The 26836-nt window shown below is 71.4% G+C and carries 27 protein-coding genes; 5 read left to right on the top strand and 22 right to left on the bottom strand.

Going from position 1 to position 26836, the window contains the following annotated elements; all coding sequences use genetic code 11:
* Positions 1-29 precede the first annotated feature (29 nt).
* The 4 genes from ABT118_RS04540 to tsaB are packed head-to-tail and all read right to left on the bottom strand — an operon-like array spanning position 30 to position 2473.
* Positions 30-281, bottom strand: a complete 252-nt coding sequence (locus ABT118_RS04540) for a hypothetical protein (RefSeq protein WP_350644834.1) — start codon at positions 279-281, stop codon at positions 30-32.
* Complete coding sequence (tsaD, locus tag ABT118_RS04535; protein ID WP_350644833.1) at positions 278-1357, bottom strand: tRNA (adenosine(37)-N6)-threonylcarbamoyltransferase complex transferase subunit TsaD; 1080 nt, start codon at positions 1355-1357, stop codon at positions 278-280. Before tsaD ends, ABT118_RS04540 begins: the two co-directional genes overlap by 4 nt.
* Positions 1350-1832, bottom strand: a complete 483-nt coding sequence (gene rimI / locus ABT118_RS04530) for a ribosomal protein S18-alanine N-acetyltransferase (RefSeq protein WP_350644832.1) — start codon at positions 1830-1832, stop codon at positions 1350-1352. Before rimI ends, tsaD begins: the two co-directional genes overlap by 8 nt.
* The gene (tsaB, locus tag ABT118_RS04525; RefSeq protein WP_350644831.1) at positions 1829-2473 is read right to left on the bottom strand and encodes a tRNA (adenosine(37)-N6)-threonylcarbamoyltransferase complex dimerization subunit type 1 TsaB; all 645 of its coding nucleotides are present in this window, start codon (positions 2471-2473) and stop codon (positions 1829-1831) included. The genes rimI and tsaB overlap by 4 nt, the downstream gene beginning before the upstream one ends.
* 142 nt (positions 2474-2615) lie before the next feature.
* Between tsaB and ABT118_RS04520 the strand changes: the two genes are divergently transcribed.
* Entirely contained in the window at positions 2616-3194 is a 579-nt protein-coding gene (locus ABT118_RS04520) for a hypothetical protein (protein ID WP_350644830.1), read from the top strand.
* A 19-nt stretch (positions 3195-3213) separates the two neighbouring features.
* Here ABT118_RS04520 and ABT118_RS04515 read toward each other — a convergent pair whose 3' ends face one another.
* The 6 genes from ABT118_RS04515 to ABT118_RS04490 all read right to left on the bottom strand — a co-directional run bounded on the left by ABT118_RS04515 (position 3214) and on the right by ABT118_RS04490 (position 8118).
* Complete coding sequence (locus tag ABT118_RS04515) at positions 3214-3363, bottom strand: hypothetical protein (RefSeq protein WP_350644828.1); 150 nt, start codon at positions 3361-3363, stop codon at positions 3214-3216.
* 96 nt (positions 3364-3459) lie between these two features.
* Positions 3460-3954: a tRNA (adenosine(37)-N6)-threonylcarbamoyltransferase complex ATPase subunit type 1 TsaE gene (gene tsaE / locus ABT118_RS04510; protein ID WP_350644826.1), complete on the bottom strand. Its 495-nt coding sequence runs from the start codon at positions 3952-3954 to the stop codon at positions 3460-3462.
* On the bottom strand, positions 3951-5036 hold the full coding sequence (locus tag ABT118_RS04505) for an alpha/beta fold hydrolase (RefSeq protein WP_350644824.1): 1086 nt from the start codon (positions 5034-5036) through the stop codon (positions 3951-3953). The genes tsaE and ABT118_RS04505 overlap by 4 nt, the downstream gene beginning before the upstream one ends.
* The gene (gene alr / locus ABT118_RS04500; RefSeq protein WP_350644823.1) at positions 5033-6214 is read right to left on the bottom strand and encodes an alanine racemase; all 1182 of its coding nucleotides are present in this window, start codon (positions 6212-6214) and stop codon (positions 5033-5035) included. The genes ABT118_RS04505 and alr overlap by 4 nt, the downstream gene beginning before the upstream one ends.
* Before the next feature lie 106 nt (positions 6215-6320).
* Entirely contained in the window at positions 6321-7733 is a 1413-nt protein-coding gene (locus ABT118_RS04495; protein ID WP_350644822.1) for an NAD(P)H-hydrate dehydratase, read from the bottom strand.
* Positions 7734-7749: 16 nt separating this feature from the next.
* On the bottom strand, positions 7750-8118 hold the full coding sequence (locus tag ABT118_RS04490) for a holo-ACP synthase (RefSeq protein ID WP_350644821.1): 369 nt from the start codon (positions 8116-8118) through the stop codon (positions 7750-7752).
* Positions 8119-8263: 145 nt separating this feature from the next.
* Between ABT118_RS04490 and ABT118_RS04485 the strand changes: the two genes are divergently transcribed.
* Positions 8264-8812 carry a Uma2 family endonuclease gene (locus ABT118_RS04485; protein WP_502884484.1) on the top strand — a complete coding sequence of 183 codons (549 nt, stop codon included), beginning with the start codon at positions 8264-8266 and terminating at the stop codon, positions 8810-8812.
* A 27-nt stretch (positions 8813-8839) separates the two neighbouring features.
* Here ABT118_RS04485 and glmS read toward each other — a convergent pair whose 3' ends face one another.
* Entirely contained in the window at positions 8840-10696 is a 1857-nt protein-coding gene (gene glmS, locus ABT118_RS04480) for a glutamine--fructose-6-phosphate transaminase (isomerizing) (protein WP_350644819.1), read from the bottom strand.
* 88 nt (positions 10697-10784) lie between these two features.
* Here glmS and coaA point away from each other — a divergent pair, with 88 nt between their 5' ends.
* The 3 genes from coaA to ABT118_RS04465 all read left to right on the top strand — a co-directional run bounded on the left by coaA (position 10785) and on the right by ABT118_RS04465 (position 14413).
* Positions 10785-11777 (top strand): type I pantothenate kinase, encoded by a 993-nt coding sequence (coaA, locus tag ABT118_RS04475; RefSeq protein WP_350644818.1) that lies wholly within the window; start codon positions 10785-10787, stop codon positions 11775-11777.
* 157 nt (positions 11778-11934) lie between these two features.
* On the top strand, positions 11935-13254 hold the full coding sequence (locus tag ABT118_RS04470; protein ID WP_350644816.1) for a glycosyltransferase family 2 protein: 1320 nt from the start codon (positions 11935-11937) through the stop codon (positions 13252-13254).
* Positions 13247-14413: a glycoside hydrolase family 26 protein gene (locus ABT118_RS04465; RefSeq protein ID WP_350644814.1), complete on the top strand. Its 1167-nt coding sequence runs from the start codon at positions 13247-13249 to the stop codon at positions 14411-14413. Before ABT118_RS04470 ends, ABT118_RS04465 begins: the two co-directional genes overlap by 8 nt.
* A 69-nt stretch (positions 14414-14482) precedes the next feature.
* Here ABT118_RS04465 and ABT118_RS04460 read toward each other — a convergent pair whose 3' ends face one another.
* The 11 genes from ABT118_RS04460 to rpsK all read right to left on the bottom strand — a co-directional run bounded on the left by ABT118_RS04460 (position 14483) and on the right by rpsK (position 26769).
* Positions 14483-16639 (bottom strand): acyltransferase family protein, encoded by a 2157-nt coding sequence (locus ABT118_RS04460; RefSeq protein WP_350644813.1) that lies wholly within the window; start codon positions 16637-16639, stop codon positions 14483-14485.
* Between the two features lie 171 nt (positions 16640-16810).
* Complete coding sequence (locus ABT118_RS04455) at positions 16811-17965, bottom strand: glycoside hydrolase family 26 protein (protein WP_350644812.1); 1155 nt, start codon at positions 17963-17965, stop codon at positions 16811-16813.
* Positions 17955-19016 carry a hypothetical protein gene (locus ABT118_RS04450; protein ID WP_350644811.1) on the bottom strand — a complete coding sequence of 354 codons (1062 nt, stop codon included), beginning with the start codon at positions 19014-19016 and terminating at the stop codon, positions 17955-17957. Before ABT118_RS04450 ends, ABT118_RS04455 begins: the two co-directional genes overlap by 11 nt.
* 151 nt (positions 19017-19167) lie before the next feature.
* The gene (gene glmM, locus ABT118_RS04445; protein WP_350644810.1) at positions 19168-20535 is read right to left on the bottom strand and encodes a phosphoglucosamine mutase; all 1368 of its coding nucleotides are present in this window, start codon (positions 20533-20535) and stop codon (positions 19168-19170) included.
* Positions 20536-20712: 177 nt separating this feature from the next.
* Positions 20713-21228, bottom strand: coding sequence for a 30S ribosomal protein S9 (gene rpsI, locus ABT118_RS04440; RefSeq protein ID WP_221504372.1), 516 nt, complete (start codon positions 21226-21228; stop codon positions 20713-20715).
* 30 nt (positions 21229-21258) lie between these two features.
* Entirely contained in the window at positions 21259-21702 is a 444-nt protein-coding gene (gene rplM / locus ABT118_RS04435; protein ID WP_184918591.1) for a 50S ribosomal protein L13, read from the bottom strand.
* Positions 21703-21913: 211 nt separating this feature from the next.
* Complete coding sequence (locus ABT118_RS04430) at positions 21914-23572, bottom strand: ABC-F family ATP-binding cassette domain-containing protein (RefSeq protein ID WP_350644808.1); 1659 nt, start codon at positions 23570-23572, stop codon at positions 21914-21916.
* 42 nt (positions 23573-23614) lie between these two features.
* Entirely contained in the window at positions 23615-24517 is a 903-nt protein-coding gene (truA, locus tag ABT118_RS04425) for a tRNA pseudouridine(38-40) synthase TruA (protein ID WP_350644806.1), read from the bottom strand.
* Positions 24518-24590: 73 nt separating this feature from the next.
* The gene (gene rplQ / locus ABT118_RS04420; RefSeq protein ID WP_350644805.1) at positions 24591-25085 is read right to left on the bottom strand and encodes a 50S ribosomal protein L17; all 495 of its coding nucleotides are present in this window, start codon (positions 25083-25085) and stop codon (positions 24591-24593) included.
* Between the two features lie 125 nt (positions 25086-25210).
* Entirely contained in the window at positions 25211-26233 is a 1023-nt protein-coding gene (locus tag ABT118_RS04415; protein WP_030232516.1) for a DNA-directed RNA polymerase subunit alpha, read from the bottom strand.
* A gap of 128 nt (positions 26234-26361) precedes the next feature.
* Positions 26362-26769: a 30S ribosomal protein S11 gene (gene rpsK, locus ABT118_RS04410; RefSeq protein ID WP_350644803.1), complete on the bottom strand. Its 408-nt coding sequence runs from the start codon at positions 26767-26769 to the stop codon at positions 26362-26364.
* Between the last annotated feature and the right edge of the window lie 67 nt (positions 26770-26836).

Raw genomic sequence — 26836 nt, 5'->3', positions numbered from 1 at the left:
CCCCGTCGTTCAGCGAACTCCCAGGAAGGCTACTCGACCCACTCGCTGGTGAACCCCCACCGATGGACGGGGCGCGCCAGCAGCCCGGCCGGCGGGTCGGCCACCGGCACCGGCTCGCCGTCCCACCAGCTGATCAGCAGCACCCGGTCGCCCGGGGCGCTGAACAGCTCCCGGCGGACCGCTCCGCGCAGCTCGGGCAGCGCGAACTCCCGCACCCAGGCCGAGAGTTCGGCGCCCCGGCCGTCGGCGGCCCGGGCCTCCCACATCTGCGCGACGGTCACCGCAGCGCCTCGTGCGCGGCGGCGTGCAGGTCGGTGTGCGGGACGGAGACCTCGGTGACCGGCAGCGAGGAGTCGGCCGACAGGTCGAAGGACGAGGGCGCCCGGTCGCGCCAGACCATCTCGGAGCCGAGCGCCGCCACCATCGCGCCGTTGTCGGTGCACAGGCCCGGGCGGGGCACCCGGAGCACGATGCCCGCCTTGTCGCAGCGCTGCTGGGCCATCTCCCGCAGCCGGGAGTTGGCCGCCACCCCGCCGCCGATCATCAGGTGGTCGACGCCGTTGTCCTTGCAGGCCTTGACCGCCTTGCGGGTCAGCACATCGGTGACCGCCTCCTGGAACGAGGCCGCCACGTCGGCGACCGGCACCGTCTCACCGGCCCGGCGCTTGCCCTCCACCCAGCGAGCCACCGCGGTCTTCAGACCGGAGAAGGAGAAGTCGTACTCGGGGTCCTTCGGGCCGCTCAGGCCACGCGGGAAGCGGATCGCCTTCGGGTCGCCGTCCCGGGCCATCCGGTCCACCACCGGGCCGCCGGGGAAGCCGAGTCCGAGCACCCGGGCGATCTTGTCGAAGGCCTCACCCGCCGCGTCGTCGATGGTCGCGCCGAGCGGGCGGATGTCGGTGGTGATGTCCGCGCTGAGCAGCAGCGAGGAGTGCCCGCCGGAGACCAGCAGCGCCATGGTCGGCTGCGGCAGCCGGCCGTGCTCCAGCTGGTCCACGCAGATGTGCGAGGCCAGGTGGTTCACCCCGTACAGCGGCTTGTCCAGCGCCCAGGCGTACGCCTTCGCCGCCGAGACGCCGACCAGCAGCGCGCCGGCCAGGCCGGGGCCCGCGGTGACGGCGATGCCGTCCAGGTCTGAGCCCTTGATCCCGGCGGTGTCCAGCGCGCGCTGGATGGTCGGGACCATCGCCTCCAGGTGCGCCCGGCTGGCGATCTCCGGCACCACGCCGCCGAACCGGGCGTGGTCGTTCACGCTGGAGGCGACCGCGTCGGCCAGCAGGGTGGTGCCGCGGACGATGCCGACACCGGTCTCGTCGCAGGAGGTCTCGATACCGAGGACCAACGGTTCGTCAGCCATCGGCCGGCTCCTTGGGGTTGTCGAGACGCATCACCAGTGCGTCCACGTTGGCGGGTTGGTAGTAGCCGCGGCGGATGCCGACCGGCTCGAAGCCGAAGCGCTCGTACAGCCGCTGCGCGCGGGGGTTGTCCATCCGCACCTCCAGCAGCAGTTCGGCGCACTGCCGCCGGGCGGACTCGGCCACCAGGTCGGCGAGCAGCCGGGCACCGAGCCCGGCGCCCTGGTGGCCCTCGGCGACGGCGATGGTCTGCACGTCGCCCTCCGCTCCGACGGCCATCAGCCCGGCGTAGCCGACGATGCCGCCGTCCGGGGCCACCGCCACCGTGTAGTGCCGGGTGCCGCCGGGGCCGGTGTCGGCCAGTTCGGACCAGTACATGCCGCGCGACCAGGCGTCCTCGGGGAAGAGCCGGAGCTCCAGCTCCATCACCGGCTCGATGTCCCACCAGCGCATCGACCGCAGCCGGGCGGCGGTCATGCCGGGAGCACCGCCTTGTAGCCGGCCGGGACCTGGGCGTCCGGGCGACGCAGGTAGAGCGGCACGTTCGGCAGCAGCTCCCGGCCGGCCCGCAGTTCCTGGGCCGCGTAGTCGGCCAGCCAGCCGGCCGACACGTGCTCGGGCCCGGTCACCTGCGGGAAGCTCTCGGGGTACAGCAGCGCACCCGCGCCGACCGCCACCGGCTCGGGCGTCAGCTCGGCCGCCTTGGCGACGTCGGGGCCGGCCGTGCGGCGCTTGTCGGCGTCGTACGAGGCCCAGTAGACCTCCTTGCGCCGGGCGTCGGTGGCGACCGTGAACGGTCCGGCCACCTCGGCCTGGTGCGCGATTGCGTCCAGCGTGCAGACGCCGTGCACCGGCAGGCCGAGCGCGTGGCCGAGGGTGGCCGCGGTGACCAGGCCGACCCGCAGGCCGGTGTACGGGCCCGGGCCGACGCCGACGGCGATGCCGGTCAGCGCGTGCTTGTCCACACCCGCCTCCCGCAGCACCCGGTCGATCGAGGGCAGCAGCAGTTCACCGTGCCGTCGGGCATCCACCTGGTGGGCCTCGGCCAGCACCTGGGTGCCGTCGTGGACGGCGGCCGTGACGGCGGGGGTGGCGGTGTCGAAAGCAAGCAGCAGCACGGGGTCAAGGTTAAGGGGTGCGCCGGGGTCGGTATTTCATACCGGGCCGGAACACACGGCCGCGACGGTCCGGACGGACCTGTCGGACCTGGCACGATGGGCCGGAAGAGCACGAGCGGGTACGAGCCTGGCGGGAGCAGACGTGTCACGTCCTGGAGTGGTGGTCACCGGTCTCACCCTGGCGGCACTGGCGGCGGTCGGCCTGCTGGCCTTCCAGGCCAACGGCGCGGCCACCCGGACCACCGAGGCCGGGCCCTCCACCAGCTCCTCCGGCTCCCCGAGCCCGAGCGCCTCCGCCAGCCCCTCCGCGCCCGCCCTGCCCGCCTCCTCCGGCTCCGGGCGGCGGGTGGTCTACTCGATCGGCAGCCACGCCGTCTGGCTGGTCGACCCGAAGCGGACCCCGCCGACCCAGGGCGCGTTCACGGTCACCCCGGGCTCGGTCGAGCCGGCCCCCGGCAGCTACACGGTCTACAGCCGGACGCCCTCGGGCACCGGCACGGACGGGCGCCAGATCGAGCACGTGGTGCGGTTCGCCCAGCAGAACAACGTGGTCTTCGGCTTCAGCGCCGCACTGGACGGAGCCACCCCGGCCCCGTCCCCGTCCCCGGCCCCGAGCGCCGACCCGAAGGCCAAGACCGGCGGCATCCGCTCCGGCCGGACGGACGGCCAGCTGCTCTGGGACTTCGCGCCGAACGGCACCAAGGTCGTGGTGGTCCCCTAGGACCACGCCCGGCGGGGGCTCAGGCGGCCTTGGCGGCCCTGGCCCCGGGCTCCGCGAGCTGCTCGGGCTTCGGCGGGGTGGAGACCGCGCGGGCGGCCGCGGCGGCGGCGAGCAGGGCCCGCATCGGGGCCTGCGGGTCCGGCGTCGGAGCTGGCTTCGTGCTGGACATGATGTGTCTCCCTAGTTAGGCACACCTAACCGCAGAGGCCATCCCATCACACCCGGGACCCCGCCGACAACATGTTGCCGACACTCCGTCGGAAACTCAGATCTCACCCAGCCGGGTGAGATCCACCCCGGCCCAGCGCGACCCCACCCCGGTCAGCCGGACCTGGCGCGGGTCCGCGTCCTCCTCGGCCGCCCCGCCGATCGCCCGCTCGATCCGGACCTCCAGCCGGTCGTCCGTCAACTGCTCGACCTTGCCCTCACCCCACTCGACCACCACCACCGACTCCGGCAGCGAGACGTCGAGGTCGAGGTCCTCCATCTCGTCCAGGCCGCCGCCCAGCCGGTACGCGTCGACGTGCACCAGCGCCGGGCCCCCGGTCAGCGACGGGTGCACCCGGGCGATCACGAAGGTCGGCGAGGTGACCGCACCGCGCACCCCCAGGCCCTCGCCGAGGCCCCGGGTCAGCGTGGTCTTGCCCGCGCCCAGCTCCCCCGAGAGCAGCACCAGGTCGCCGGGGCGCAGCACCCCGGCCAGCGCGTACCCGAGCCGGTTCATCCGTTCGGGGGTCTCCACTGTGATCACCGCGCTCATTCCTTCCCTCCGGCGGCGGCCAGCAGCTCCGTCAGATGACGGTCCACCAGCTCCGGCCGCTCCAGCATCACCAGGTGTCCCGCGTCCGGCACCAGCACCAGCTCCGCCCCGGGCAGCGCGGCGGCGATCGCCTCGCTGTACTCGGGCGGGGTCAGCAGGTCCTTCGTCCCGGCCAGCACCAGGGCGGGCCGGCCGGCCATCGCCACCAGCGCGGCCAGCTTGTCGTGCCCGCTGAACGCCGGGTAGAACTCGGCCACCACGTCGAACGGGGTGGCGTCCAGCATCTGCTCGGCGAACCGGGACACCCCGGGATCGACGTCCGCGCCCCCGAAGGAGTAGCGCCGGTAGAGCAGCGCGGTCACGTCGGCGCCGACCCGCTTGGTCGCTTCCACCAGGGCGGCCTGACGGCCCAGCAGCTTCACCACCCCGGGCGCCATCCGCTTCATCGGCCGCACCAGCGCGGCGGGCAGGCCGAGCGGGACCGCGTCCCAGCCGGCCGCCAGCGTGCCGATCAGCGCCACCCCGGCCACCCGGTCCCGGAACAACTCCGGCTCCTGGGCGGCCAGCGCCATCACGGTCATCCCGCCCATCGAGTGCCCGACCAGCACCAGCGGCCCGGTCGGCGCGACGGCGTCCAGCACCGCCTTCAGGTCCGCACCCAGCAGGTCGATGCTGGCGGCCTCGCCCGCCAGGTAGGAGCGCGAGCGCTCGGACCGGCCGTGGCTGCGCTGGTCCCAGAACACCAGCCGGGCCCGGTCGCGCAGCGCGGCGCGCTGGAAGTGCCAGCTGTCCTGGTTCAGGCAGTAGCCGTGGCTGAACACCACCGTCAGCGGCGCGTCCTCGGCCCCGTCCACCTCGACGTACAGCTCGGTCCCGTCCGCTGCGGCCACCTTGACCGGACGGCCGCGCAGCGAACCGTACGGGGCGGCGGCGTCCAGCTCCTCGCGGGCCCGCCGCCGGGTCGCCCGGCCCACCGTCAGCCGCTCCACCGCGACGCCGGCCGCCGCACCGGCGGCCAGCAGGCCGACCGAGATCCCGATCAGCCCGGCCGCCCGGCCGACCCCGGGCGTCCGCTCGGTCACGAGGACGCCCCCAGGTAGCGGCGCGGAACCCGGGAGCCGATCCGGGTGACGATCTCGTACGAGATGGTGCCGCAGGCCCGGCCCCAGTCCTCGGCCGTCGGCTCGCCGTGCTCGCCGTTGCCGAACAGCAGCACCTCGTCGCCGGCCCGCGCGGTCTCGCCGCCGAGGTCGATCACGAACTGGTCCATCGCCACCCGGCCGGCCACCGTGTACCACTTGCCGCCCACCTGCACCGGGCCGGTGCCGCTGGCGTGCCGGGGGATGCCGTCCGCGTAGCCGACCGGTACCAGGCCGAGCGTGGTCTCGCCCGAAGTCGTGTAGTGGTGCCCATAGCTGACGCCGTGTCCGCCCGGGACGTGCTTCACCAGGGCCAGCCGGGCGGTCAGCGCCATCACCGGGCGCAGCCCGAAGTCCGCCGGGGCGCCGACCTCGGGCACCGGGGACAGCCCGTACATCGCCAGGCCGGGGCGGACCAGGTCGTAGTGCGACTGCGGCAGCAGCAGGGTGGCCGGCGAGTTCGCCAGGTGCCGCACCTCCGGGCGCAGCCCGGCCCGCTCGGCCTGCGCCAGCGCCTCGGCGAAGGAGTCCAGCTGGAACTGGATGGACGGGTGGCCCGGCTCGTCCGCGGCGGCGAAGTGCGACCAGACGCCGACCACCTTCAGCAGGCCCTCGGCCTCGGCGGCGCGGGCGCTCGCCACCAGCTCGGGCCAGTCCCGGGGCTGGCAGCCGTTGCGGCCCAGACCGGTGTCGGCCTTCAGGTGCACCCGGGCCTGGACCCCGGTCTCCCGGACGGCCGCGAGCAGCTCGTCCAGCGCCCACCGGCCGCTCACCGAGATGTCGATCTCGGCCCGCAGCGCCTGCGCCCACGGCCCGCCCGGGATCCACAGCCAGCACAGCACCCGGGCCAGGTCCGCCCCGATGCCCGCCGCCCGCAGCGCGAGCGCCTCCTCCGGCGTCGCCGTCCCCAGCCACCGGGCGCCGGCCGCAACGGCCTCCCGCGCACAGCTGACCGCGCCGTGGCCGTAGGCGTCCGCCTTGACCACCGCCATCAGCTCGGGGCCGCGGGTGCGCTCGCGCAGCGCGGCGAGGTTCCCGCGCAGGGCAGCCAGGTCAATGGTCGCCTCGGCGCGCACCCCGTCGGTGAGCAGGGCCGTCCCGGTCGTGTTCGCAGTCGTCATCGCCTATCAGTCTCCCAGACCAGCCCATAAGCCTCTGCATTCGGCACATGGTTCGGAAGACATGGGCTCGGGGAACGGCACTTTCGCAGCGACCCGGACGCCGGACCTAGAAGCTCACCGCCGCTGCCACGTCCATGGCCGTGACCGGGGTCCCCCGCTCCGCGGCGTGCCGCCCCGCGAGGCCGTGCAGGTAAGCGGCGACCGAGGCGGCGTCGAAGGGGCTCAGGCCGGCAGCCAGCAGCGAGCCCAGCAGCCCCGCCAGGACGTCGCCGCTGCCCGCCGTGGCCAGCCACGGGGTACCGGTCGGGTTGACCCGGCAGCGGCCGTCGGGGTCGGCGACCACCGTGGTGGAGCCCTTGAGCAGGACCGTCGCCCCGTACAGCTCCGCCAGCCGCCGGGCCGTGGCCAGCCGGGCGGCCGCCAGCTCGGCCGCCGCCCGGGGCGGCTGCCCCGTCGCCCCGGCCAGCAGCCGCGCCGCCTCCCCCGTGTGCGGGGTCAGCACCAGCGAGGCGCCGGCCACCGGCCCCCGCCGCGCCAGCTCGGTCAGCCCGTCCGCATCGACCAGCACCGGCACGCCCGCCCCGAGGGCCTGGTCCAGCACCTCGCCCACGCCGTCCCCGCCACCGGGACCGACCACCCAGGACTGCACCCGCCCGGCCGCCGTCAACCCCTCGTCGCTGACCACCACCTCGGGGAACCGTCGCACCACCTCGGGCGCCGCCGACCCGACGTACCGGATCAGCCCGGCCCCGCCCCGCAGCGCCCCCGCCACCGAGAGCACCGCCGCCCCGGGGTACTTCGCCGACCCGGCCGCGATGCCGGCCACCCCGCGCCGGTACTTGTCGCTCTCCGCGCCGGGCACCGGCAGCAGCGCCCGGACGTCCGCGTCCTGAAGGACCGTCACCGCCGCCTCCGGCAGGTCGAGCCCGAGGCCGACCAAGTGCACCACCCCGGCGTACGAGGCCCCGGGGTCGACCAGCAGGCCGGGCTTGTGGGTGCCGAAGCAGACCGTCACGTCGGCCCGCAGCGCCGCGCCCGCCACCTCGCCGGTGTCCGCGTCCACGCCGCTCGGGACGTCCACCGCCACCACGGTGCCCCGCCGGGACGCCCCGGCGAACCAGGCCGCCTCCGGCCGCAGCCCGCCCCGGCCGCCGATGCCCACGATGCCGTCCAGCACCAGATCGGCCCGGCCGAACTCCGCCTGATCCGCCGTCACCCGCCCGCCGGCCGACCGCAGCGCCGCCAGCCCGCCCGCGTGCACCCGCTCCGGCGACAGCAGCAGCGCCCGCACCCGGGCCCCGCGCCGGGCCAGCAGGGCGCCCGCGTACAGCGCGTCGCCCCCGTTGTCGCCGCTCCCGGCCAGCACCAGCACCCGGCTGCCGTACACCCGGTCCAGCAGCCGGACGCAGACGGCCGCCAGGCCGTACGCGGCTCGCTGCATCAGCGTCCCCTCGGGCAGCCGGGCCATCGCCGCGGCCTCCGCCGCACGTACCTGTTCCACCGTGTGGGCGTACCGCATGCGACAACCTCCGGGCTCAGCCTTCCGCGATCACCACGGCCGACGCTACGCCCGCATCATGACTCAGCGACACATGCCACGACCGGACGCCCAGTTCGGCCGCCCGGGCCGCCACCGTCCCCCGCACCGTCAGGATCGGCCGCCCGGCCTCCCCGACCTCGATCTCGGCATCCGTCCAGCGCATCCCGCCCGGCGCACCGAGCGCCTTTGCCAGCGCCTCCTTCGCCGCGAACCGCGCCGCGAGCGAAGCCGCCCCGCGCCGCGCCCCGCTCGGCAACAGCAACTCCCCCGGCGTGAACAGCCGCTCCGCCATCCCGGGCGTACGCACCAGCGCCGCCCCGAACCGTTCGATCTCCGCCACGTCGATCCCGACCCCGACAATCACCGCGAACCGCTCCTCTCTCTCGCTGCCCGGACCTTACGGCACACTTTCGAGTGAGAACCGCTTCGATCCCCTCCGGGTGTCGGCCCGCAGACCTAACCTGTCGCGCAGACCGACCCCACCAGGAGGGAGAAGGGCCATGGTCGCCATGCCAGCCATCGAGCACCCGGTGTCCGGGGACGATCTCCTCCAGACCTTCCTCAACCTCGACACGCCCCCGGGCTACAAGGCCGAACTGATCGAAGGGGAAATCGTCGTGACCCCACCCCCGGACGGCGACCACGAGGACGCCATCGCCCGGTTCTCCCGCGCGGTGGCCCGCCATGCTGCTGCGGACCTGTACGTCAGCGGCGGAAAGGGCCTGATCACGCCGGGTGGCCGGTTCATCCCGGACGCGACCGTGGCGCCGCTCGGGCACTTCCGTGCGCAGGACTCCTGGGCTCAGCCGTCCGGTGTCCTGCTCGTGCTGGAGGTGACCTCCACCGGCCCGCAGAAGGACCGTGACGTCAAGCGGCGGGGCTACGCCGCTGCCGGCATCCCCTGCTACCTGCTGATCGACCGCAGCCGCGCCGAGGCCGTGCTCTTCACCGACCCCGTCGACGGCGACTACGCCGCGCTCATCCAGGTCCCGTTCGGCAAGCCGCTCGACCTGCCCGCCCCGTTCTCGTTCGCCCTGGACACCGCTCCCCTGCAGTGACGGATCACCACAGGGGAGCGGCGCGCCTCACTCCACCGTGACGGACTTCGCCAGGTTGCGGGGCTGGTCGACCTCGTGGCCCTTGGCGGTGGCCAGTTCGCAGGCGAAGACCTGGAGCGGCACCGTCGACACCAGCGGCTGGAGCAGCACGGGCGTGACGGGGATGCGGATCAGGTGGTCGGCGTACGGGACAACGGCCTCGTCGCCCTCCTCCGCGATCACGATCGTCCTGGCGCCACGGGCCCGGATCTCCTGGATGTTGGAGACGATCTTGTCGTGCAGGATCGAGCGGCCACGCGGCGAGGGCACCACCACGACCACCGGCAGGCCCTCCTCGATCAGCGCGATCGGGCCGTGCTTGAGCTCACCGGCGGCGAAGCCCTCGGCGTGCATGTATGCCAGCTCCTTGAGCTTCAGCGCACCTTCCAGCGCCACCGGGTACCCCACGTGCCGCCCCAGGAACAGCACCGACTTGGCATCCGCCAGCGACCGGGCCAGCTCTCGGACCGGCTCCATGGTCAGCAGCACCTGCTCGACCTGCTTGGGGGCCTCACGGAGCTCACGGATGACGCTCTGGATCTCGTCACCCCATTTGGTGCCGCGCACCTGACCCAGGTACAGGGCGACCAGGTAGCAGGCGACCAGCTGAGTCAGGAAGGCCTTGGTCGAGGCGACCGCGACCTCAGGGCCGGCGTGGGTGTAGAGGACGGCGTCGGACTCGCGCGGGATGGTGGAGCCGTTGGTGTTGCAGATCGCCAGCACCTTGGCGCCCTGCTCACGGGCGTGCCGCAGGGCCATCAGGGTGTCCATGGTCTCGCCGGACTGCGAGATCGCGATCACCAGCGTCCGGTCGTCCAGGATCGGGTCCCGGTACCGGAACTCCGATGCCACCTCCACCTCGCACGGAATCCGGGTCCAGTGCTCGATCGCGTACTTGGCGATCATCCCGGCGTGGAACGCGGTGCCGCAGGCGACGATCACCACCTTGTCGACCTGCCGCAGCTCGGCGTCGGAGATCCGCAGCTCGTCCAGCGTCAGCTGCCCGTCCGCACCGATCCGGCCCAGCAGGGTGTCCGCGACCGCCTTCGGCTGCTCGGCGATCTCCTTGAGCATGAAGTAGTCGTAACCGCCCTTCTCGGCGGCCGACGCGTCCCAGTCCACGTGGTACTCGCGCACCTCGGCGGTCCGGCCGTCGAAGTCGGTGACGGTCACCGACTCCGCGCGCAGCTCGACCACCTGGTCCTGCCCGAGCTCGATCGCCTCCCGGGTGTGGGCGATGAATGCCGCCACGTCCGAGGCGAGGAAGTTCTCGCCCTCGCCGCGGCCGACCACCAGCGGGGAGTTGCGCCGCGCGCCGACCACCACGCCGGGCTGGTCCGCGTGCACCGCGACCAGAGTGAACGCCCCGTCCAGCTGACGGCACACCACCCGCATCGCCTCGGCGAGGTCACCCTCGAACGCCTCGCCCAGCAGGTGGGCGACGACCTCGGTGTCGGTCTCCGAGCGCAGCGTGTGGCCCCGTTCGGCGAGCTCGGCCCTCAGCTGGGCGAAGTTCTCGATGATGCCGTTGTGCACCACCGCGACCCGCCGCGCGTCGTCCAGGTGGGGGTGGGCATTGGCGTCGGTCGGGCCGCCGTGGGTGGCCCACCGGGTGTGGCCGATACCGGAGGTGCCGGCGGGGAGAGGGGTCTCCGCCAGGGCCTTCTCCAGGTTGACCAGCTTGCCCGCGCGCTTGTCCGTGGCAAGGCTCCACTGCCCGTCGGCGCCTCGCGTCTGGACGGCCACGCCCGCGGAGTCGTAACCCCGGTACTCGAGCCGTCGCAGACCTTCGATCACTACATTCTGGGCTTCAAGAGAGCCCACATAACCTACGATTCCGCACATCGCGCCAGGATATCGGCGCTTCCCCGGAGCCCACGCCAGGCCCTGGTGACCGACACCACAGCACCCCCGGGGCCCGGAACGGCCCACAATGGAGCCTGTGCTGACCGAACTCTGTACGAGGGGCGCCCCCGCGACGCCCACCCCCTCCCCGTACGTGGATCTGAGCCGGGCCGAGTGGAGCGCCCTGCGCGAGCGCACGCCGCTCCCGCTGACCGCCGAGGAGGTGGAGCGGCTGCGCGGCCTGGGCACCGCCCTCGACCTGGACGAGGTGCGGGACGTCTACCTGCCGCTGTCCCGGCTGCTGAACCTCTACATCCACGCCACCCACGAGCTGCGCAGCACGGTCGGGACCTTCCTGGACACCCCCGACACCGAGCGCATCCGCACCCCGTTCGTGATCGGCGTGGCCGGCTCGGTGGCCGTCGGCAAGTCCACCACCGCCCGCCTGCTCAAGGCCCTGCTGGCCCGCTGGCCGGAGCACCCCCGGGTCGAGCTGGTCACCACCGACGGCTTCCTGCTCCCCAACGCCGAGCTCCGCCGCCGCGGCCTGATGGCCCGCAAGGGCTTCCCGGAGTCGTACGACCGCCGGGCCCTGATGCGCTTCGTGGCGGACGTGAAGGCCGGCAAGGAACGGGTCACCGCCCCGGTCTACTCGCACCTGGTCTACGACATCGTGCCGGACGAGCGCCTCACCGTGGAGCGCCCCGACATCCTGATTGTCGAGGGCCTGAACGTGCTCCAGCCCGCACTGCCCGGCACCGACGGCCGGACCCGGCTCGCGGTGGCCGACTACTTCGACTTCTCGATCTACGTCGACGCCCGCACCGACGACATCGAGAGCTGGTACCTGTCCCGCTTCAAGAAGCTCCGGGACACCGCCTTCCAGGACCCCAACTCCTACTTCCGCCGCTTCACCGAGGTGCCGGAGGAGGAGGCGATGGAGTACGGCCGCCAGGTCTGGCGCACCATCAACAAGCCCAACCTGCTGGAGAACGTCCTCCCCACCCGCGGCCGGGCCACCCTGGTCCTGCAGAAGGGTGCCGACCACAAGGTCCGCCGCGCGCTGCTGCGCAAGCTCTGACACACCATCGGCATCACGACTTCGTTCCGATGTCCGATCAGCCCGGGGGGGCAGTCCGTAATGCCCGTTTCGACCCGATTCACACTTTCACGAGCCGACTATCATCAGATCGGCCTAGTCAGTGTGCAAGCAACTATTCGAGACGGTACCGGGGGACATGCTCGCTTTTCTGCTCCAGCTCCGCCAATGGTGGACTGTCGGCGCGGTGTACCCCTTCGCCGTCTTCATGAGCGTCGTGTGGATCCTCTGGTTCGTCAGGCTCGGCCTGGCCCGCCGCTACAAGCCCTGGACGCGACCCTACTCCGTGACCACCTCGGTGATCATTCCGGTGGTCGACGAGCCGGCGGACCTCTTCTACTCGGTGCTCGACCGGATCATCGACCAGCAGCCGACCGAGATCGTCGTGGTCATCAACGGCAAGCGCAACGAGGTGCTGGAGCAGGTCTGCGACGGGCTCGGCGTCTACTGGCTGTGGACCGAGGTCCCCGGCAAGCGCAACGCACTGAAGGTCGGCCTTGAGGTGTGCACCGGCGAGATCGCGGTGCTGGTGGACTCCGACACCGTGTGGACCCCCACCACCCTGCGGGAGCTGGTCAAGCCGTTCCGCGACGAGAAGGTCGGCGGGGTGACCACCCGTCAGCGCATCCTGGAGCCCGGCCGCTCGGTGCTCACCCGCTGGGCGGACTGGCTGGAGAGTGTCCGCTGCCAGTACTCGCTGCCCGCGATGAGCGTGCTCGGCACCGTCGGCTGCCTGCCCGGCCGCACCATCGCCTTCCGCCAGAAGATCCTGACCGACTGCATGGACGACTTCCTGTCGAAGAAGTTCCTCGGCGTCTTCCTGGAAGTCAGCGACGACCGCACCCTGACCAACTACGCCCTGAAGCAGGGCTACCGCACCGTGTACCAGTCCAGCTCGCTCGTCTACACCGACGCGCCGCTGAAGCTCGGCAAGCTGACCAAGCAGCAGTACCGCTGGGCTCGCGGCTCGCAGTACAACACGCTGCGGATGCTGCCGTGGATGCTGCGCCACGCGAAGATGCTGGCCCTGTTCTACGTGGTGGACATCCTGGTGCCGTTCGTCCTGCTCGGCTCCTTCGCGTCCTGGGCGAAGGCGCTGTGGCGGCACACCGGCCCGAGCCTGTACCTGGATCTGCCGCTGCCGGCCGTGCAGTGGAAGGCCATCGCCACCATCCTGGTGCTCGCCGCGGCGATGTCCGTGCTCTCGCTGGCCGTCCGGTTCGGCCGCCACTTCGCCTACCGCTCGCAGGACTTGGTCTTCCTGCCGGTGTTCATGGTGATCAACACCTTCATCCTGCTCCCGGTCCGGCTGCTGGGCTTCTTCCGAATGGGCCACAACGCCTCCTGGGGCACCCGCAAGGACAGCTTCGCCGGCGAGAAGGTCCGCAGTCCGAAGGTGGCCATTCCCTATCTGCTGGGCAGCGCGATGCTGATCGGCTCGGTGATGATGAGTGTCTGAGACAGTCGTGGAAGTCAACGCCCAGAGCGGCTCGAACGCCACCTCCCGGCGCAAGAAGAAGATGCACTGGTGGTCCCGTGGCAGCGGGATCCGGCTGCGGATCTGGATGACCGTCAGCATGCTGCTGCTGGCCACCCTCTGCTGGGGCGTCATGGCCGCCCTGGAGCTCGACGCCAAGGGCCCCCGCTACGCGGGCCTCGGGCAGGCCGCGGGCGTGCCCGGACTGCAGCAGCTGCTGCACCCGGCGCCGCCGCCGGTGCCCGACAAGTCGCTGTTCAGCGCTCCCGACGGCAAGTACTTCGGGGTGGCCACCCCCGAGGCGCCGTGGTCCTCGGGCGAGGTGGACGCCATCGCCGACAAGGCCGGCACCCGCCCCACCATGACCGAGTACTTCATCCGCTGGAACGCCGACTTCAACCCGAAGGCGATATCCCAGGCCTACGAGCACGGCACCCTGCCCGTGCTGTCCTGGGAGCCCTGGGAGGGCGAGGACGCCGGCCACACCGACCAGCCCGCGTACAAGCTGTCGACCATCATCGACGGCTCCCACGACGAGTACGTGCGCCGCTTCGCCCAGCAGGTCGCCGCCCAGAAGTGGCCGGTGGCGATCCGGTTCGCGCACGAGATGAACGGTGTCTGGTACCCCTGGTCGGAGAGCCAGAACGGCAACCAGAAGGGCCAGTACGCGCAGGCCTGGCGGCACATCCACGACCTGTTCACCGAGGCCGGCGCGACCAACGTGATCTGGACCTGGAGCCCCAACATCCTGCGCCCGGTGCCGAACACCTCGCTCAGCGCGCTCTACCCGGGCGACGACTACGTCGACTGGATCGGCATGACCGGCTACGGCACCAAGGGTGAGAAGACGGCCGAGGACACCTTCGGGCCGACCATCGCCATGCTGCGCGGCCTCACCAAGAAGCCGTTCCTGATCACCGAGACCGGCCGCGAGCCGAGCACCGCGCTCAAGGCGCAGTGGATCACCGACTTCTTCGTCTGGCTCAACCAGCAGCCCGACGTGGTCGGCTTCATCTGGTTCGAACGCGACACCGACCACGGCGCCAAGTCGGACTGGCGCTTCGACGAGACCCCGGAGACCCAGAGCGCCTTCCGCTCCGGCATCGCCACCGTCAAGCTCGCCGACGGCCTGCCGGACTGACCTCGCGGAACAGGAACGACAGACGGGCCCGGAGCACAACGCTCCGGGCCCGTCCGCCTTTCCTGACCGCTACTTCCAGCTGAGCTTGCGGCGGACGAACTCCCGCTTCAGCTGCTCCTCCAGAGCCGGGACCAGGGTCTTCACGTAGGTCGCGGTGACGTGCGAGCCGTCCCGGTAGATCAGCGCCGAGCCGATCACCGCGGGGCAGTGCTTGGCCGGGCAGATCAGCGGGTTGAGGTCGATGACGCCCACGCCGAGCTTCTTGGCCAGTTCGGTCTGCAGGTCCGCGGTCTGGTAGTCCGGCGTGCCGAACGAGCACGCGGACAGCTTGGACTTGTTCTTGGCCACGCACTCGTAGACCGGCGAGGGCACGCCGTTGACGTTGTTCAGCACCACCGTCACCGGGATGCCGGCCTTCTGCAGCTTGGTCCAGCTGCGCTCCATGCCGTCGCGCATCGGCGGGACCTCGCCGGGGCCGGTCGCCGAGGCGTTGGTCAAGGCTCGGGCGGAGTTCTGCGAGGTGAGCACCAGAGCCGGGTGCAGCTCGATGATCTTGGCCATCGCCTTCTTGTTCCAGTCGACGCAGGTCTTGTAGGCCTTGTCGTTGAGCACCGCGACGGTGTCGGCGAACGCGCAGGTGGACTTGGTGACGGTGACGACGTGGATGCCGTGCGCCTTGCCGATCGCGTCGAGGGCCGGCTGCCACTGCAGCATCTTCGAGTCGCCGACCATCACGACCACGGTGGCGGCCGAGACGTCACCGAAGTCGCAGGAAGCCACCTCGGAGGTCTCCTGCTTGGCCTGGCAGCCCTTGCCGTAGGCCTCCGGCACGTCCGCCGTCGCCTTCAGCGGGTCGGGCCGGACGGCCGGGTAGCTGTTCACCTTCCACAGGTCGCCCTGCTGCTTGGCGCTCATGCCGGTCAGCGAGGCAGCACCGGCGACCGGGCCGCCGTCGTCGCTGCCCGAGGCGATGCCGACCAGCAGCAGGCCGGAGGCGACCGCGAGCGCGGTGAACGGCAGGCCGACGGCCCAGGCCGCCTTGAACGGCTTGGCCAGCGCGGCGGAGGAGCGGATCGGGTTCTCCACCAGCTTGTGCGAGAGCCAGGCCGGGACGACGGACGCCAGTACGGCGAGGACGCCGACCTTGGTCCCGTCGCCCCACTCGGCCTGAGCCGCGATCAGCAGCGGCCAGTGCCAGAGGTAGAGCGAGTAGCTGATGCCGCCGATCCACACCAGCGGCCGGAAGGCGAGCAGCTGCCCGGCGCCCCGCGGACCGTTGATCCCGCCGACCAGCACGGCGGCGGCGCCCAGGGTGGGCAGCAGCGCCCAGTACCCGGGCCAGGCGAAGGTGCCGTCGAGGAAGTAGCCACCGCCCAGGATCACCAGCAGGCCGACCGCGGCGAGCGTCGCGCTGACGCCCCGTCCGAGCACGGCCAGGCGCGGTGCGGCCAGGGCGACGATCGCGCCGACGGCCAGCTCCCACAGGCGGGTCGGGGTGACGAAGAACGCCTCCGCCGGGGATGCCGCGGTGTGGACCACCGAGTAGGCCAGCGACGCACCGGCCACCAGCGTGATGACCACGGCCAGCACCCGGCGCACCGACCAGCGGATCTTCGGGGCGAGCCAGAGCGCCAGCACGATCAGCACCGGCCAGACCAGGTAGAACTGCTCCTCCACCGCCAGCGACCAGAAGTGCTGGACCGGCGAGGGCAGCACATCCGCGGCCAGGTAGTCCACGGATCGGTCGGCCAGCCGCCAGTTGACGGCGTAGACGGCCGCGGCCACGATGTCGCCGCCGAAGGTGGAGCGCTGCGTGACCGGCAGGTAGAGGTAGGTCAGCACCGCCGCGGTGAGCAGGGTGAGACAGGCGGCGGGCAGCAGTCGCTTCGCCCGACGGGCGTAGAACCCGGTCAGCGAGATCCGGCCGGTCTTCCCTATCTCGTGCACCAGTAGCGAGGTGATGAGGAATCCGGAGATGACGAAGAAGACGTCGACCCCGATGAAACCGCCGGGCACGAGCGCCGGTGCGGCGTGGAAGGCCAGCACCAGCAGGACCGCCACCGCCCGCAGACCCTCGATGTCGAGCCGGAACTTCCCCCCGCCCCGCCCCTTGCGTCTGGCCGCTCTTCGGCCGCCGCTCCGAGGCGGCACCGCGGCCTCGGTCTCCTGGTCGGTCCGCACAGCCGTCGCGAGGTCCCCCTGGACGGGCTGGTGGTAACTGCTCATGAAGTCTCTCCCTGGCCTCCGGTCCTCGAACGAAGCAGTTCGCCGAGCCGCCGAAAGTGCTCCCCTGGTGCTGATCCGGCTCCAGATCATATGGGTGCGGCGTGCACGACACGTGTGCGGGCCCGGAGCTGGTTGCTCGGGCCCGCACACGTGTCGTCAGCTGACGAACCGTCAGCGCATCGGCCCCGGGGCCAGCAGCAGCGACGCCAGACCGTCCTGGAAACCGCGCTGCGCCTCCGGCGAGGTGGTGAACCGCCAGTCGTAGCGGGAGCCGTCGGCGTCGGAGAACTGGAACCAGACGAACCCGATCACCCGCGGGTGCTTCGACAGCCAGGAGAAGAAGTCCCGGATCAGCGCCGGCTTGACGGCCGTCGGCCGGACCCCGGCCTCGCCGATGAACAGCGGCTTGTCCGACAGCGCGACCAACTCCCGGTAGGTGGCGCCCAGCAGCTGCTCGGCGGTGGTCTCCCCGTCGGTGCTGTACGCCTCCGTCCCGATCCAGTCCACGTAGTCGTCACCAGGGAAGTAGCGGGACAGCGGGGACTTCTCCGGGCTCTGCAGGTCCGGGCACCAGAACCAGACCACGTTGGTCACGCCCTGCTGCTCGAACACGTCGTGCACGTGCCGCCAGGCCGCGATGTAGTCACCGCGCCGGTTGCCGTTGCGGTCCTCGGACCAGGTGTACCAGGGCTCGTTCATCTCGTGCGCGAAGCGCAGCACCACCGGCCGGCCGGCCTTCTTCACGGCCTGGGCGAACCGCTTCACGTAGCCGTCGTGCGCCCCGGCGGCGATCTTCGCCAGCGCGAACTCCGGCTGGTCGACCGCCTTGTCGCCGCCCGACCACGGCTCCCAGGTCAGCAGCGGCACCCCGCCGAGCCGGTACGACTCCTCGAAGGCTTCCTGGTCGAAGCTCTGATCCCACTTCAGGAAGTACTCCTGGACGGTCGGCCGCACCCCGACGATCTGCGCCATGTTCGCGGTCTCCTCCGCGTGCGGCGCGCTCGGCGTGGCGATGCCGAACAGCAGCCCCGGCGGGCTGATCAGCTGGTCCCGCCGGGCGGCGGTGCCGGGCTTCTCCGGCGGGGCGGCGGAACCGGCCGGGGTGGCCGAACCGGTCGGCGCAGCGGGACCTGCCGCCGCCCGGTCCGACGACGTGCCGTCGGCCAGCAGCAGCGCGGTGCAGCCCAGTACGAGGACGATCGCCAGACCCGCCCGCGCCAGAGGCGGGCAACTGCGCCAGAGCCGCGCCGCCGGGAGCGCCCGCAACCGCGCGGGCCAGAGCCGGAACTGCGGCGTACGGGGACGCCGGAAACGCTTAACCGGCATTCGACAGGGCAGCCTGACCACGGGCCTTCAGGTCGTCCAACACCTGCTTGGCCACTGCCGCAGCGGCCTGCTTCGTCGCCGGGGTGCCCTCGGTCACCGGGGTGCCGTCGGCGTTGCCCGCCGTGGTGAACACCATGTACCGGCCGAACGCCTTGTTGGAGAACGCGCACTGGGACAGGTCCGGGCAGAACCGCGGGGTCTGCGCGGAACGCAGCGGCTTGATGTTGCCGACGACCTTGGCCTGCGCCCGGTCGGCCTGCGTCTTGGCGTCGAACAGCACGATGCCGACGGTCACCGCGGCCTTGTCGGAGAGGTAGGTGGCCAGGTAGATGTCCCGGCAGTTCTCCTTCTCCAGCACGGTGCCCAGGCCGTTGACGGTGCCCGAGGCGCACTCGTCGCCGTGCTCGGTCACCACCTTGTTCAGCACCTGACCGTCGACGGTCAGGGTGGCCTTCGGGAACAGCGTGTCGACCGACATCGGTGCCTTGTCGGTGGCGCCCCGGCTCAGCGCCTCTTCCGGGTTCTTCGACTTCGCCGTGGTGGACGCGGACGGAGTGCCCGAGGCCTTGGCCGACGGCGACGCGCTCCCCGAAGCGACGACGACCGGGTCGGTCGGCTTGTCCTTCGAGTTGAGCAGCACCGCGGCGGTGACGATGCCGCCGACCAGCACCAGGCTGCCCAGCACGCTGAGCAGCACCATGGTGCGCTTGCGCCGGCGCCGCTCGTCCTCGTGCCGGCTCGCCATCGCCGACCAGTCCGGCTCCTCGGCGTCGTGCTGGAAGGTGCCCGGTCCGTAGCGGCCGTGCGGGATCGGCTGGGGGGCGATGGGCGGGTACCCGTACCCGCCCTGGTTGTACTGGTCCTGACGGACCGCCGGAGTCGTCGGCGGGCCGCCGTGCGCCACCGGCGGGAAGCCCTGGACCGGCTGCTGCGGTATCGGCGGTTGCGGTATCGGCGGCAGCGGTGCCGCCTGCTGCTGCGGCGGCACCGCCTGCGGGGCCTGGCCCTGCGCCTGCGGAACCGCCGGCTGCCCTTGCTGCTCCTCGGACATCAGAGCCCCCTCCACCTTTCGTTCACGTGACCGAATAGTAGCGGTAGTTGGATCAGGCATTCACAACTGTCGGCCACCGCGCCGAGACATTTGTCATTCCGCAACGGAACCGTACCCGTTCCCCGTACAACCAAGGCCGGGTGACGGGATTTCAGGCCAGGTGGGTACGGACCGCGGTGGCCAGCCGCTCGGCGATCGCCTGCGCCTGCACCTGGTCGGCCGCCTCCACCATCACCCGGACCAGCGGCTCGGTCCCCGACGGACGGAGCAACACCCGCCCGGTGGCGCCGAGTTCGGCCTCGGCCTCGGCGACCGCGGCGGCCAGCTCGGCCGAGCTGTTCACCTTCGTCCGGTCCACACCCTTGACGTTGATCAGCAGTTGCGGCAGCCGGGTCATCACGGCGGCCAGGTCGGCCAGCGACTGCTTGGTGGCGGCCAGCCGGGCGCCGAGCATCAGGCCGGTCAGGGTGCCGTCACCGGTGGTGGCGTGGTCCAGCAGGATCACGTGGCCGGACTGCTCGCCGCCGAGCGCGAAGCCGTGCTGCTTCATCTCCTCCAGCACGTACCGGTCGCCGACCGCGGTCTGCACCAGCTCGATGCCCTCGCGCTCCATCGCCAGCTTGAAGCCGAGGTTGGACATCACGGTGGCCACCGCGGTGCCCCGGCGCAGCGTGCCGGCCTCCTTCATCGCGACGGCGAGGATGGCGAGGATCTGGTCGCCGTCCACCTCGTTGCCGTCCGCGTCGGCGGCCAGGCAGCGGTCGGCGTCGCCGTCCAGGGCGATGCCCAGGTCGGCCTTGTGCTCGCGCATCGCGACCTGGAGCTTGTCCAGGTGGGTGGAGCCGACGCCGTCGTTGATGTTCAGGCCGTTCGGCTCGGCGCCGAGGGTGTAGACCACCTCGGCCCCGGCCCGGGCGAACGCCTCGGGGGCGACCCGGGCGGCCGCGCCGTGGGCACCGTCGATGACGACCTTGACCCCGTCGAGGCGGTTCGGCAGCACGGCGACCAGGTGGGCGACGTACTTGTCGAAGCCCTCGGTGTACTGGCGCACCCGGCCGACGGCCGCGCCGGTCGGGCGCTGCCAGTCCTCGTTCGAGCCGACCCCGTAGCGGTGGTAGTGCGTCTCGATCGCGTCCTCGATCGCGTCGTCCAGCTTGTGCCCGCCGCGGGCCAGGAACTTGATGCCGTTGTCGGGCATCGCGTTGTGGCTGGCCGACAGCATCACGCCGAAGTCCGCGCCGAGCGCGCCTGTGAGATACGCCACGGCCGGGGTGGGCAGCACGCCGACCCGCAGGACGTCGACGCCCGCGCTGGCCAGACCCGCGATGACGGCGGCCTCCAGGAACTCCCCGGACGCCCGGGGGTCGCGCCCCACCACGGCGACCGGCCGGTGCCCGTCGAAGGCACCCGCGTCACCGAGCACATGGGCCGCCGCGACCGACAGGCCGAGCGCCAGCTCGGCCGTCAGGGTCTGGTTGGCCACACCGCGCACGCCGTCCGTACCGAAGAGTCGTCCCACAGTTTCCGTCCTCCGTCGCCGTTCCACAGGCAAGAAATCTCTCGCGGCTCCCCGGCTGCGAACAGGCGTACGGGGAGGGAAAAACAAGACACCCCGGAGCACACGGGGTGCTCCGGGGTGTCCAAGCACACCCCGGGGGTGCGAACCATCGCGATGGTACGCCCCCCGGTGGGGTGATTAGCGCTTGCTGTACTGCGGGGCCTTACGGGCCTTCTTGAGACCGGCCTTCTTGCGCTCGACGGCACGCGCGTCACGCATGAGGAAGCCGGCCTTCTTGAGCGCGGCGCGGTTGTTGTCCACGTCCGCCTCGTTCAGCGCACGGGCGACGCCGAGGCGCAGCGCGTAGGCCTGACCGGAGACGCCGCCACCCGAGATGCGGGCGACAACGTCGTAACGGCCGTCGAGCTCGAGGAGCTTGAAGGGCTCGTTCACGGTCTGCTGGTGCACCTTGTTGGGGAAGTAGTTCTCCAGGGTGCGACCGTTGATCTTCCACTTGCCGGTGCCCGGAACGATCCGGACGCGGGCAATGGCCTCCTTGCGACGGCCGAGGCCGGCGCCGGGGATGGCCTCGCCGAAGCGGCCGGCCAGCGACTCGGAGGTGTAGCTCTCCTCGGAGGTGAACTCTTCGACGGTCTCGTCGAAGTCGACCTCAAGGGTGTTCTCGATGGCAGTCTCGGCCACGGTGTTCCTCAGCTTCTCAGTGATGGGGCTTGGTGGCCGGAATTACTGCGCGACCTGGGTGATCTCGAACGGCACCGGCTGCTGCGCAGCGTGCGGGTGCTGGTCGCCCGAGTAGACCTTCAGCTTGGAGAGCATCTGGCGGCCCAGGCTGTTCTTGGGGATCATGCCCTTGATGGCCTTCTCGACGGCCTTCTCCGGGTTCTTGTCCAGGAGGTCGTCGTAGCGGACCGAGCGGAGACCGCCCGGGAAGCCGCTGTGGCGGTACGCCATCTTCTGGGTCTTCTTGTTACCCGACAGGTGCACCTTGTCCGCGTTGATGATGATGACGAAGTCACCAGTGTCAACGTGCGGCGCGTAGATCGCCTTGTGCTTGCCCCGGAGGAGGTTGGCGGCCTGGGAGGCCAGGCGGCCGAGCACAACGTCTTGCGCGTCGATGACGTGCCACTGACGCTGGACGTCGCCGGGCTTGGGGCTGTACGTACGCACGGTCGTAGCCTTCGCTTTTCAGTGAGTGAGTCCTGACAGGAGCACCTGGGGCGAGAGATCAGCCTGGTCCCGCTTGGACGCAATTCAAGTGGGAGCCGCTGGTCATCGGCCTGGTATCTCCGGCGTACCGACCTCTCACGTGAGATGGAGCGAGCCAATACGCACAACAAGGGCCCAGCCTACCGGCCGGGTCCGTACGGGTCAAAAACGCTCACCTGTCGCGCTGCACGCGGGTCTCGTCCCAGACCGGTTCGGTGGACTCGTAGACCCGTCCGTCGGCCCCGAAAACGAGGAAACGGTCGAAGGTCTTGGCGAACCAGCGGTCGTGGGTGACGCACAGCACGGTGCCGTCGAAGGCCTCCAGACCCTGCTGGAGCGCCTCGGCGCTCTCCAGGTCCAGGTTGTCCGTCGGCTCGTCCAGGAGCAGCGCGGTGACGCCGGTGAGCTCCAGCTTGAGGATCATCAGCCGGGCCTGCTGCCCGCCGGAGAGCGACTCGAACTTCTGCTCCTCCTGGCGGTCCAGCTCGTACCGGCGCAGTGCGCCCATCGCGGCGCCGCGGCTGAGCGCGTGCTCCTCCTCGATGATCGACCTGACGGTCCGTCCGAGCAGCTCCGGGTGGGCGTGGGTCTGCCGGAAGTGGCCGGCCACCACGCGGGCGCCGAGCCGGAAGGTGCCGGTGTGGTTGACGGTCGAGTCGCCCGAGAGCAGCCGCAGGAAGTGCGACTTGCCGGAGCCGTTCGAGCCCAGCACGCCGACCCGCTCGCCGTAGAAGACCTCCAGGTCGAAGGGCTTCATCAGGCCGGTGAGCTCCAGCTGCTCGATGGTGAGCGCCCGGACGCCGGTGCGGCCGCCCTTCAGCCGCATCGAGATGGACTGCTCGCGCGGCGGCTCCTCCGGCCGGCCGGCCTCCTCGAACTTCTTCAGCCGGGTCTGCGCGGCCGCGTAGCGGGTGGCCAGCGCGTGGCTGATCGAGGCGGCCTGACGGAGGTTCACCACCAGCTTCTTCAGCTTGGCGTGCTCCTCGTCCCAGCGGCGGCCGAGCTCCTCGAACCGGGCGAACCGGTCCTTGCGGGCCTCGTGGAAGGACTCGAAGCCGCCTCCGTGCACCCAGACGCTGCTGCCGGCCGCGCCGGACTCGACGCTGATGATCTTGTCGGCGCAGGTGGAGAGCAGCTCGCGGTCGTGTGAGATGAACAACACGGTCTTGGAGGTGGCCTTGATCGCCTCCTCCAGCCAGCGCTTGCCCGGGACGTCCAGGTAGTTGTCCGGCTCGTCCAGCAGCAGCACCTCCTCGGGGCCGCGCAGCAGCGCCTCCAGCACCAGGCGCTTCTGCTCGCCGCCGGAGAGGGTGTTGAGGCCGCGGAACTGGGCCCGGTCGAACGGCATCCCCAGCGCGGCCATGGTGCAGACGTCCCAGACCGTCTCGTAGTCGTAGCCGTCCGCGTCGGCCCAGTCGGCCAGCGCCTGGGCGTACGCCATCTGCGACTTCTCGTCGTCCTGCGCCATCATCGCCAGCTCGGCGGCGTCCACCGCCTTGGCGGCGTGCGCGATCCGGGTCGGGGCCACCGAGACCAGCAGGTCCCGGACCGAGGCGTCGGCGGCCAGCGCGCCCGGGGTCTCCCGCTGGTCCTCGCGGCCGGTGGTGCCGACGAACTGACGCATCACGCCGAGCCCGCCGCTCACCGTCACCGAGCCGCCGTGCGGCTGGGTGTCCCCCGCGATCATGCGCAGCAGCGTGGTCTTGCCGGCCCCGTTGGCGCCGACCAGTGCGACGGCCGACCCTTCGCCGACCCGGAAGGACGCGTCGTCGAAGAGCACCCGTCCGTCCGGCAGGTAGTACTCAAGGTGCGAAATCTCGACGTGTCCCATGCCGGGAATTGTGCCAAGGCCCGGGCGGTCGGCCCAAACCGTTTAGCCGACCACCCCGGGCAGGGTCCGCATCCGCCGCGCCAGCCGGTTCCGCTCGGCCAGCTGGTCGTCGGCCGGGTAGCCGACCTCCTCCAGCGTCAGCCCGTACGGCCGGACCACGTTGACCGCCGAGTTCCGCACCCGGCCCGCCAGTACCTGGCCGGGGAACTCCACCGGCCGGTGCCCGTCGCCGACCAGCAGCATGGCGCCCACCAGCGCGCGCACCATGTTGTGGCAGAACGCGTCCGCCCGCACCGTGGCGACCGCCAGGGTGCCCTCCTGGGCCGCGTACGGGTCCGCCGGGACGCGGTCCCAGTGCAGTTCGAGCAGGGTGCGGATGGTGGTCGCGCCCTCGCGCTTCTTGCAGTACGCGGCGAAGTCGTGCTCGCCGAGCAGCAGTCGGGCCGCCTCGTTCATCTTCTCGACGTCCAGCGGCCGGTCGTGCCAGAGCACGTGCCCGCGCAGCAGCGGGTCCACCCCGCCCTGGTGGTCGGCCACCCGGTAGGCGTACCGGCGCCAGATCGCCGCGAACCGGGCGTCGAAGCCCGCCGGCGCCTCGGTCAGCCGGTACACCCGGACGTCGGCGGGCAGCCGCCCGGCCAGCCGCCGGAGCAGCTTCTCGCCGTGCTCGGCCCAGAGCTCGACCGGCAGGTCGACGTGCGCGACCTGGCCCCGGGCGTGCACCCCCGCGTCGGTCCGGCCCGCCACCGTGAGGGCGAACGGCTCGGGGTTGCGGGTGACCACCTGCAGCGCGCTCTCCAGCTCCTCCTGGACGGTGCGCCGGCCGCGCTGGCGGGCCCAGCCGGAGAACTCGGCGCCCTGGTAGGCGAGGTCGAGCCGGATCCGGACCCGGCCCTCCGCCGGACCGTCCTTGACCGGGGGCTGCTCGGCGCAGTCGTTCAGCACATCCACTCCAGAAAAGAAGGAACGGGCCCGCTCCCCGGGAAGGGAAGCGGGCCCGAACGAACACCTAGAGGTGTCAGGCCTTGTCGGCCTCGACCTCGTCGGCGACGACCTCGGTCTCGGCAGCCTCGGTGGCCTCGACCTTGGCGTCGGCCTCCTTGACGGCGCGCTTGGTGGCGCCCTCGGCCTCGCCGACGGCGGTCTGCGCGACGGTCAGCGCCTCGACCAGCTCGATCACGGCCATCGGGGCGTTGTCGCCACGACGGGGACCGATCTTGGTGATACGGGTGTAGCCACCCGGGCGGTTCTCGTAGCGCGGCGCGATCTCGGTGAAGAGGGTGTGCAGCACGGAGACGTCGGTGATCGTCTTGCGGACGATGCGACGGTTGTGGATGTCACCGGCCTTGGCCTTGGTGATCAGACGCTCGGCCAGCGGGCGCATCCGACGGGCCTTGGCCTCGGTCGTGGTGATGCGGCCGTAGGTGAACAGCTCGCGGCACAGGCCGGCGAGCAGCAGCGGCTCGTGGTGCGGGCCGCCGCCGAGGCGGGCGCCCTTCGTGGGACGGGGCATGATTGCTCCTTGTATCTCCGAACCCGGCCGTATCAGGTACCGGGACGGGCGTACCGGCACTGTTGCCGGTACGGCTTTCCTTCATCGAACAGGAGCGGCCCCGAGGGGCCGCCCCGTCCAAACTCTTAGTACTGCTCGGTCTCCGCGTAACCCGCGTCGTCCAGGTCGTCGGCGCCGAAGGCGTCGGCGGCGGCGGTCGGGTCGAACCCGGGCGGGCTGTCCTTGAGCGCCAGGCCCATGCCGGCCAGCTTCGCCTTGACCTCGTCGATCGACTTCGCACCGAAGTTGCGGATGTCGAGCAGGTCGGCCTCGGAGCGGGCCACGAGCTCACCCACGGTGTGGATGCCCTCGCGCTTGAGGCAGTTGTACGACCGAACGGTGAGCTCGAGCTCCTCGATCGGCAGGGCGAGATCGGCGGCCAGGGCGGCGTCCGTCGGGGACGGGCCCATGTCGATGCCCTCGGCGTCGATGTTCAGCTCGCGGGCGAGACCGAACAGCTCCACCAGGGTCTTGCCGGCCGACGCCATGGCGTCACGCGGGCGCATGGCGGGCTTGGTCTCGACGTCGACGATGAGCTTGTCGAAGTCGGTCCGCTGCTCGACACGGGTGGCCTCGACCTTGTAGGTGACCTTCAGCACGGGGCTGTAGATCGAGTCGACCGGGATCCGGCCGATCTCCTGGCCGGAAGCCTTGTTCTGCACGGCGGAGACGTAGCCGCGACCGCGCTCGACGGTCAGCTCCATCTCCAGCTTGCCCTTGCCGTTGAGCGTGGCGAGGACCAGCTCGGGGTTGTGCACCTCGACACCGGCCGGGGGCGCGATGTCGGCGGCGGTGACCACACCCGGGCCCTGCTTGCGCAGGTACATCACGACCGGCTCGTCGTGCTCCGAGGAGACGACCAGCTGCTTGATGTTGAGGATGAGGTCGGTGACGTCCTCCTTGACGCCCGGCACGGTGGTGAACTCGTGCAGGACACCGTCGACCCGGATGCTGGTGACAGCGGCACCGGGGATCGAGGAGAGGAGCGTGCGGCGGAGCGAGTTGCCGAGGGTGTAGCCGAAGCCCGGCTCGAGCGGCTCGATCACGAACCGCGAGCGGAACTCGTCGACGACCTCTTCGGTCAGCGAGGGGCGCTGAGCGATCAGCATGTTTTCAGATCCTCCAGTTGGAACTCGGCACCCACTATTTGATGCCGAACAGAACCAGCGTACGGGGTCCCGTCAGAAACAGGACCCCGTACGCGGTTTAAAACACCGAGCTGCCCGAAGGCGCTGCGTCAGACGCGGCGGCGCTTCGGCGGACGGCAGCCGTTGTGCGGGGTGGGGGTGACGTCCTGGATCGAGCCCACCTCCAGGCCGGTGGCCTGGATGGAGCGGATCGCGGTCTCGCGGCCGGAGCCCGGACCCTTGACGAAGACGTCAACCTTGCGCATGCCGTGCTCCTGCGCGCGGCGAGCGGCCGACTCGGCGGCCATCTGCGCGGCGAACGGGGTGGACTTGCGCGAGCCCTTGAAGCCGACGTGACCGGCGGAGGCCCAGGCGATCACGTTGCCCGAGGGGTCGGTGATCGAAACGATGGTGTTGTTGAACGTGCTCTTGATGTGCGCGTGGCCGTGAGCGACGTTCTTCTTTTCCTTGCGGCGGATCTTCTTCGCGCCGGCAGCCTGACGACCCTTGGGGGGCATAAGTCTGTTCTCCTACTGAGGTGGTCGGTCCGCTAACCCGCGGGCCGGAGGGAAGTCCGGTTAACGG

This window comes from Kitasatospora sp. NPDC002040, assembly GCF_040296785.1.
Taxonomy (GTDB): Bacteria; Actinomycetota; Actinomycetes; order Streptomycetales; family Streptomycetaceae; genus Kitasatospora.
This window is presented reverse-complemented; position numbering and strand designations above follow the sequence as displayed.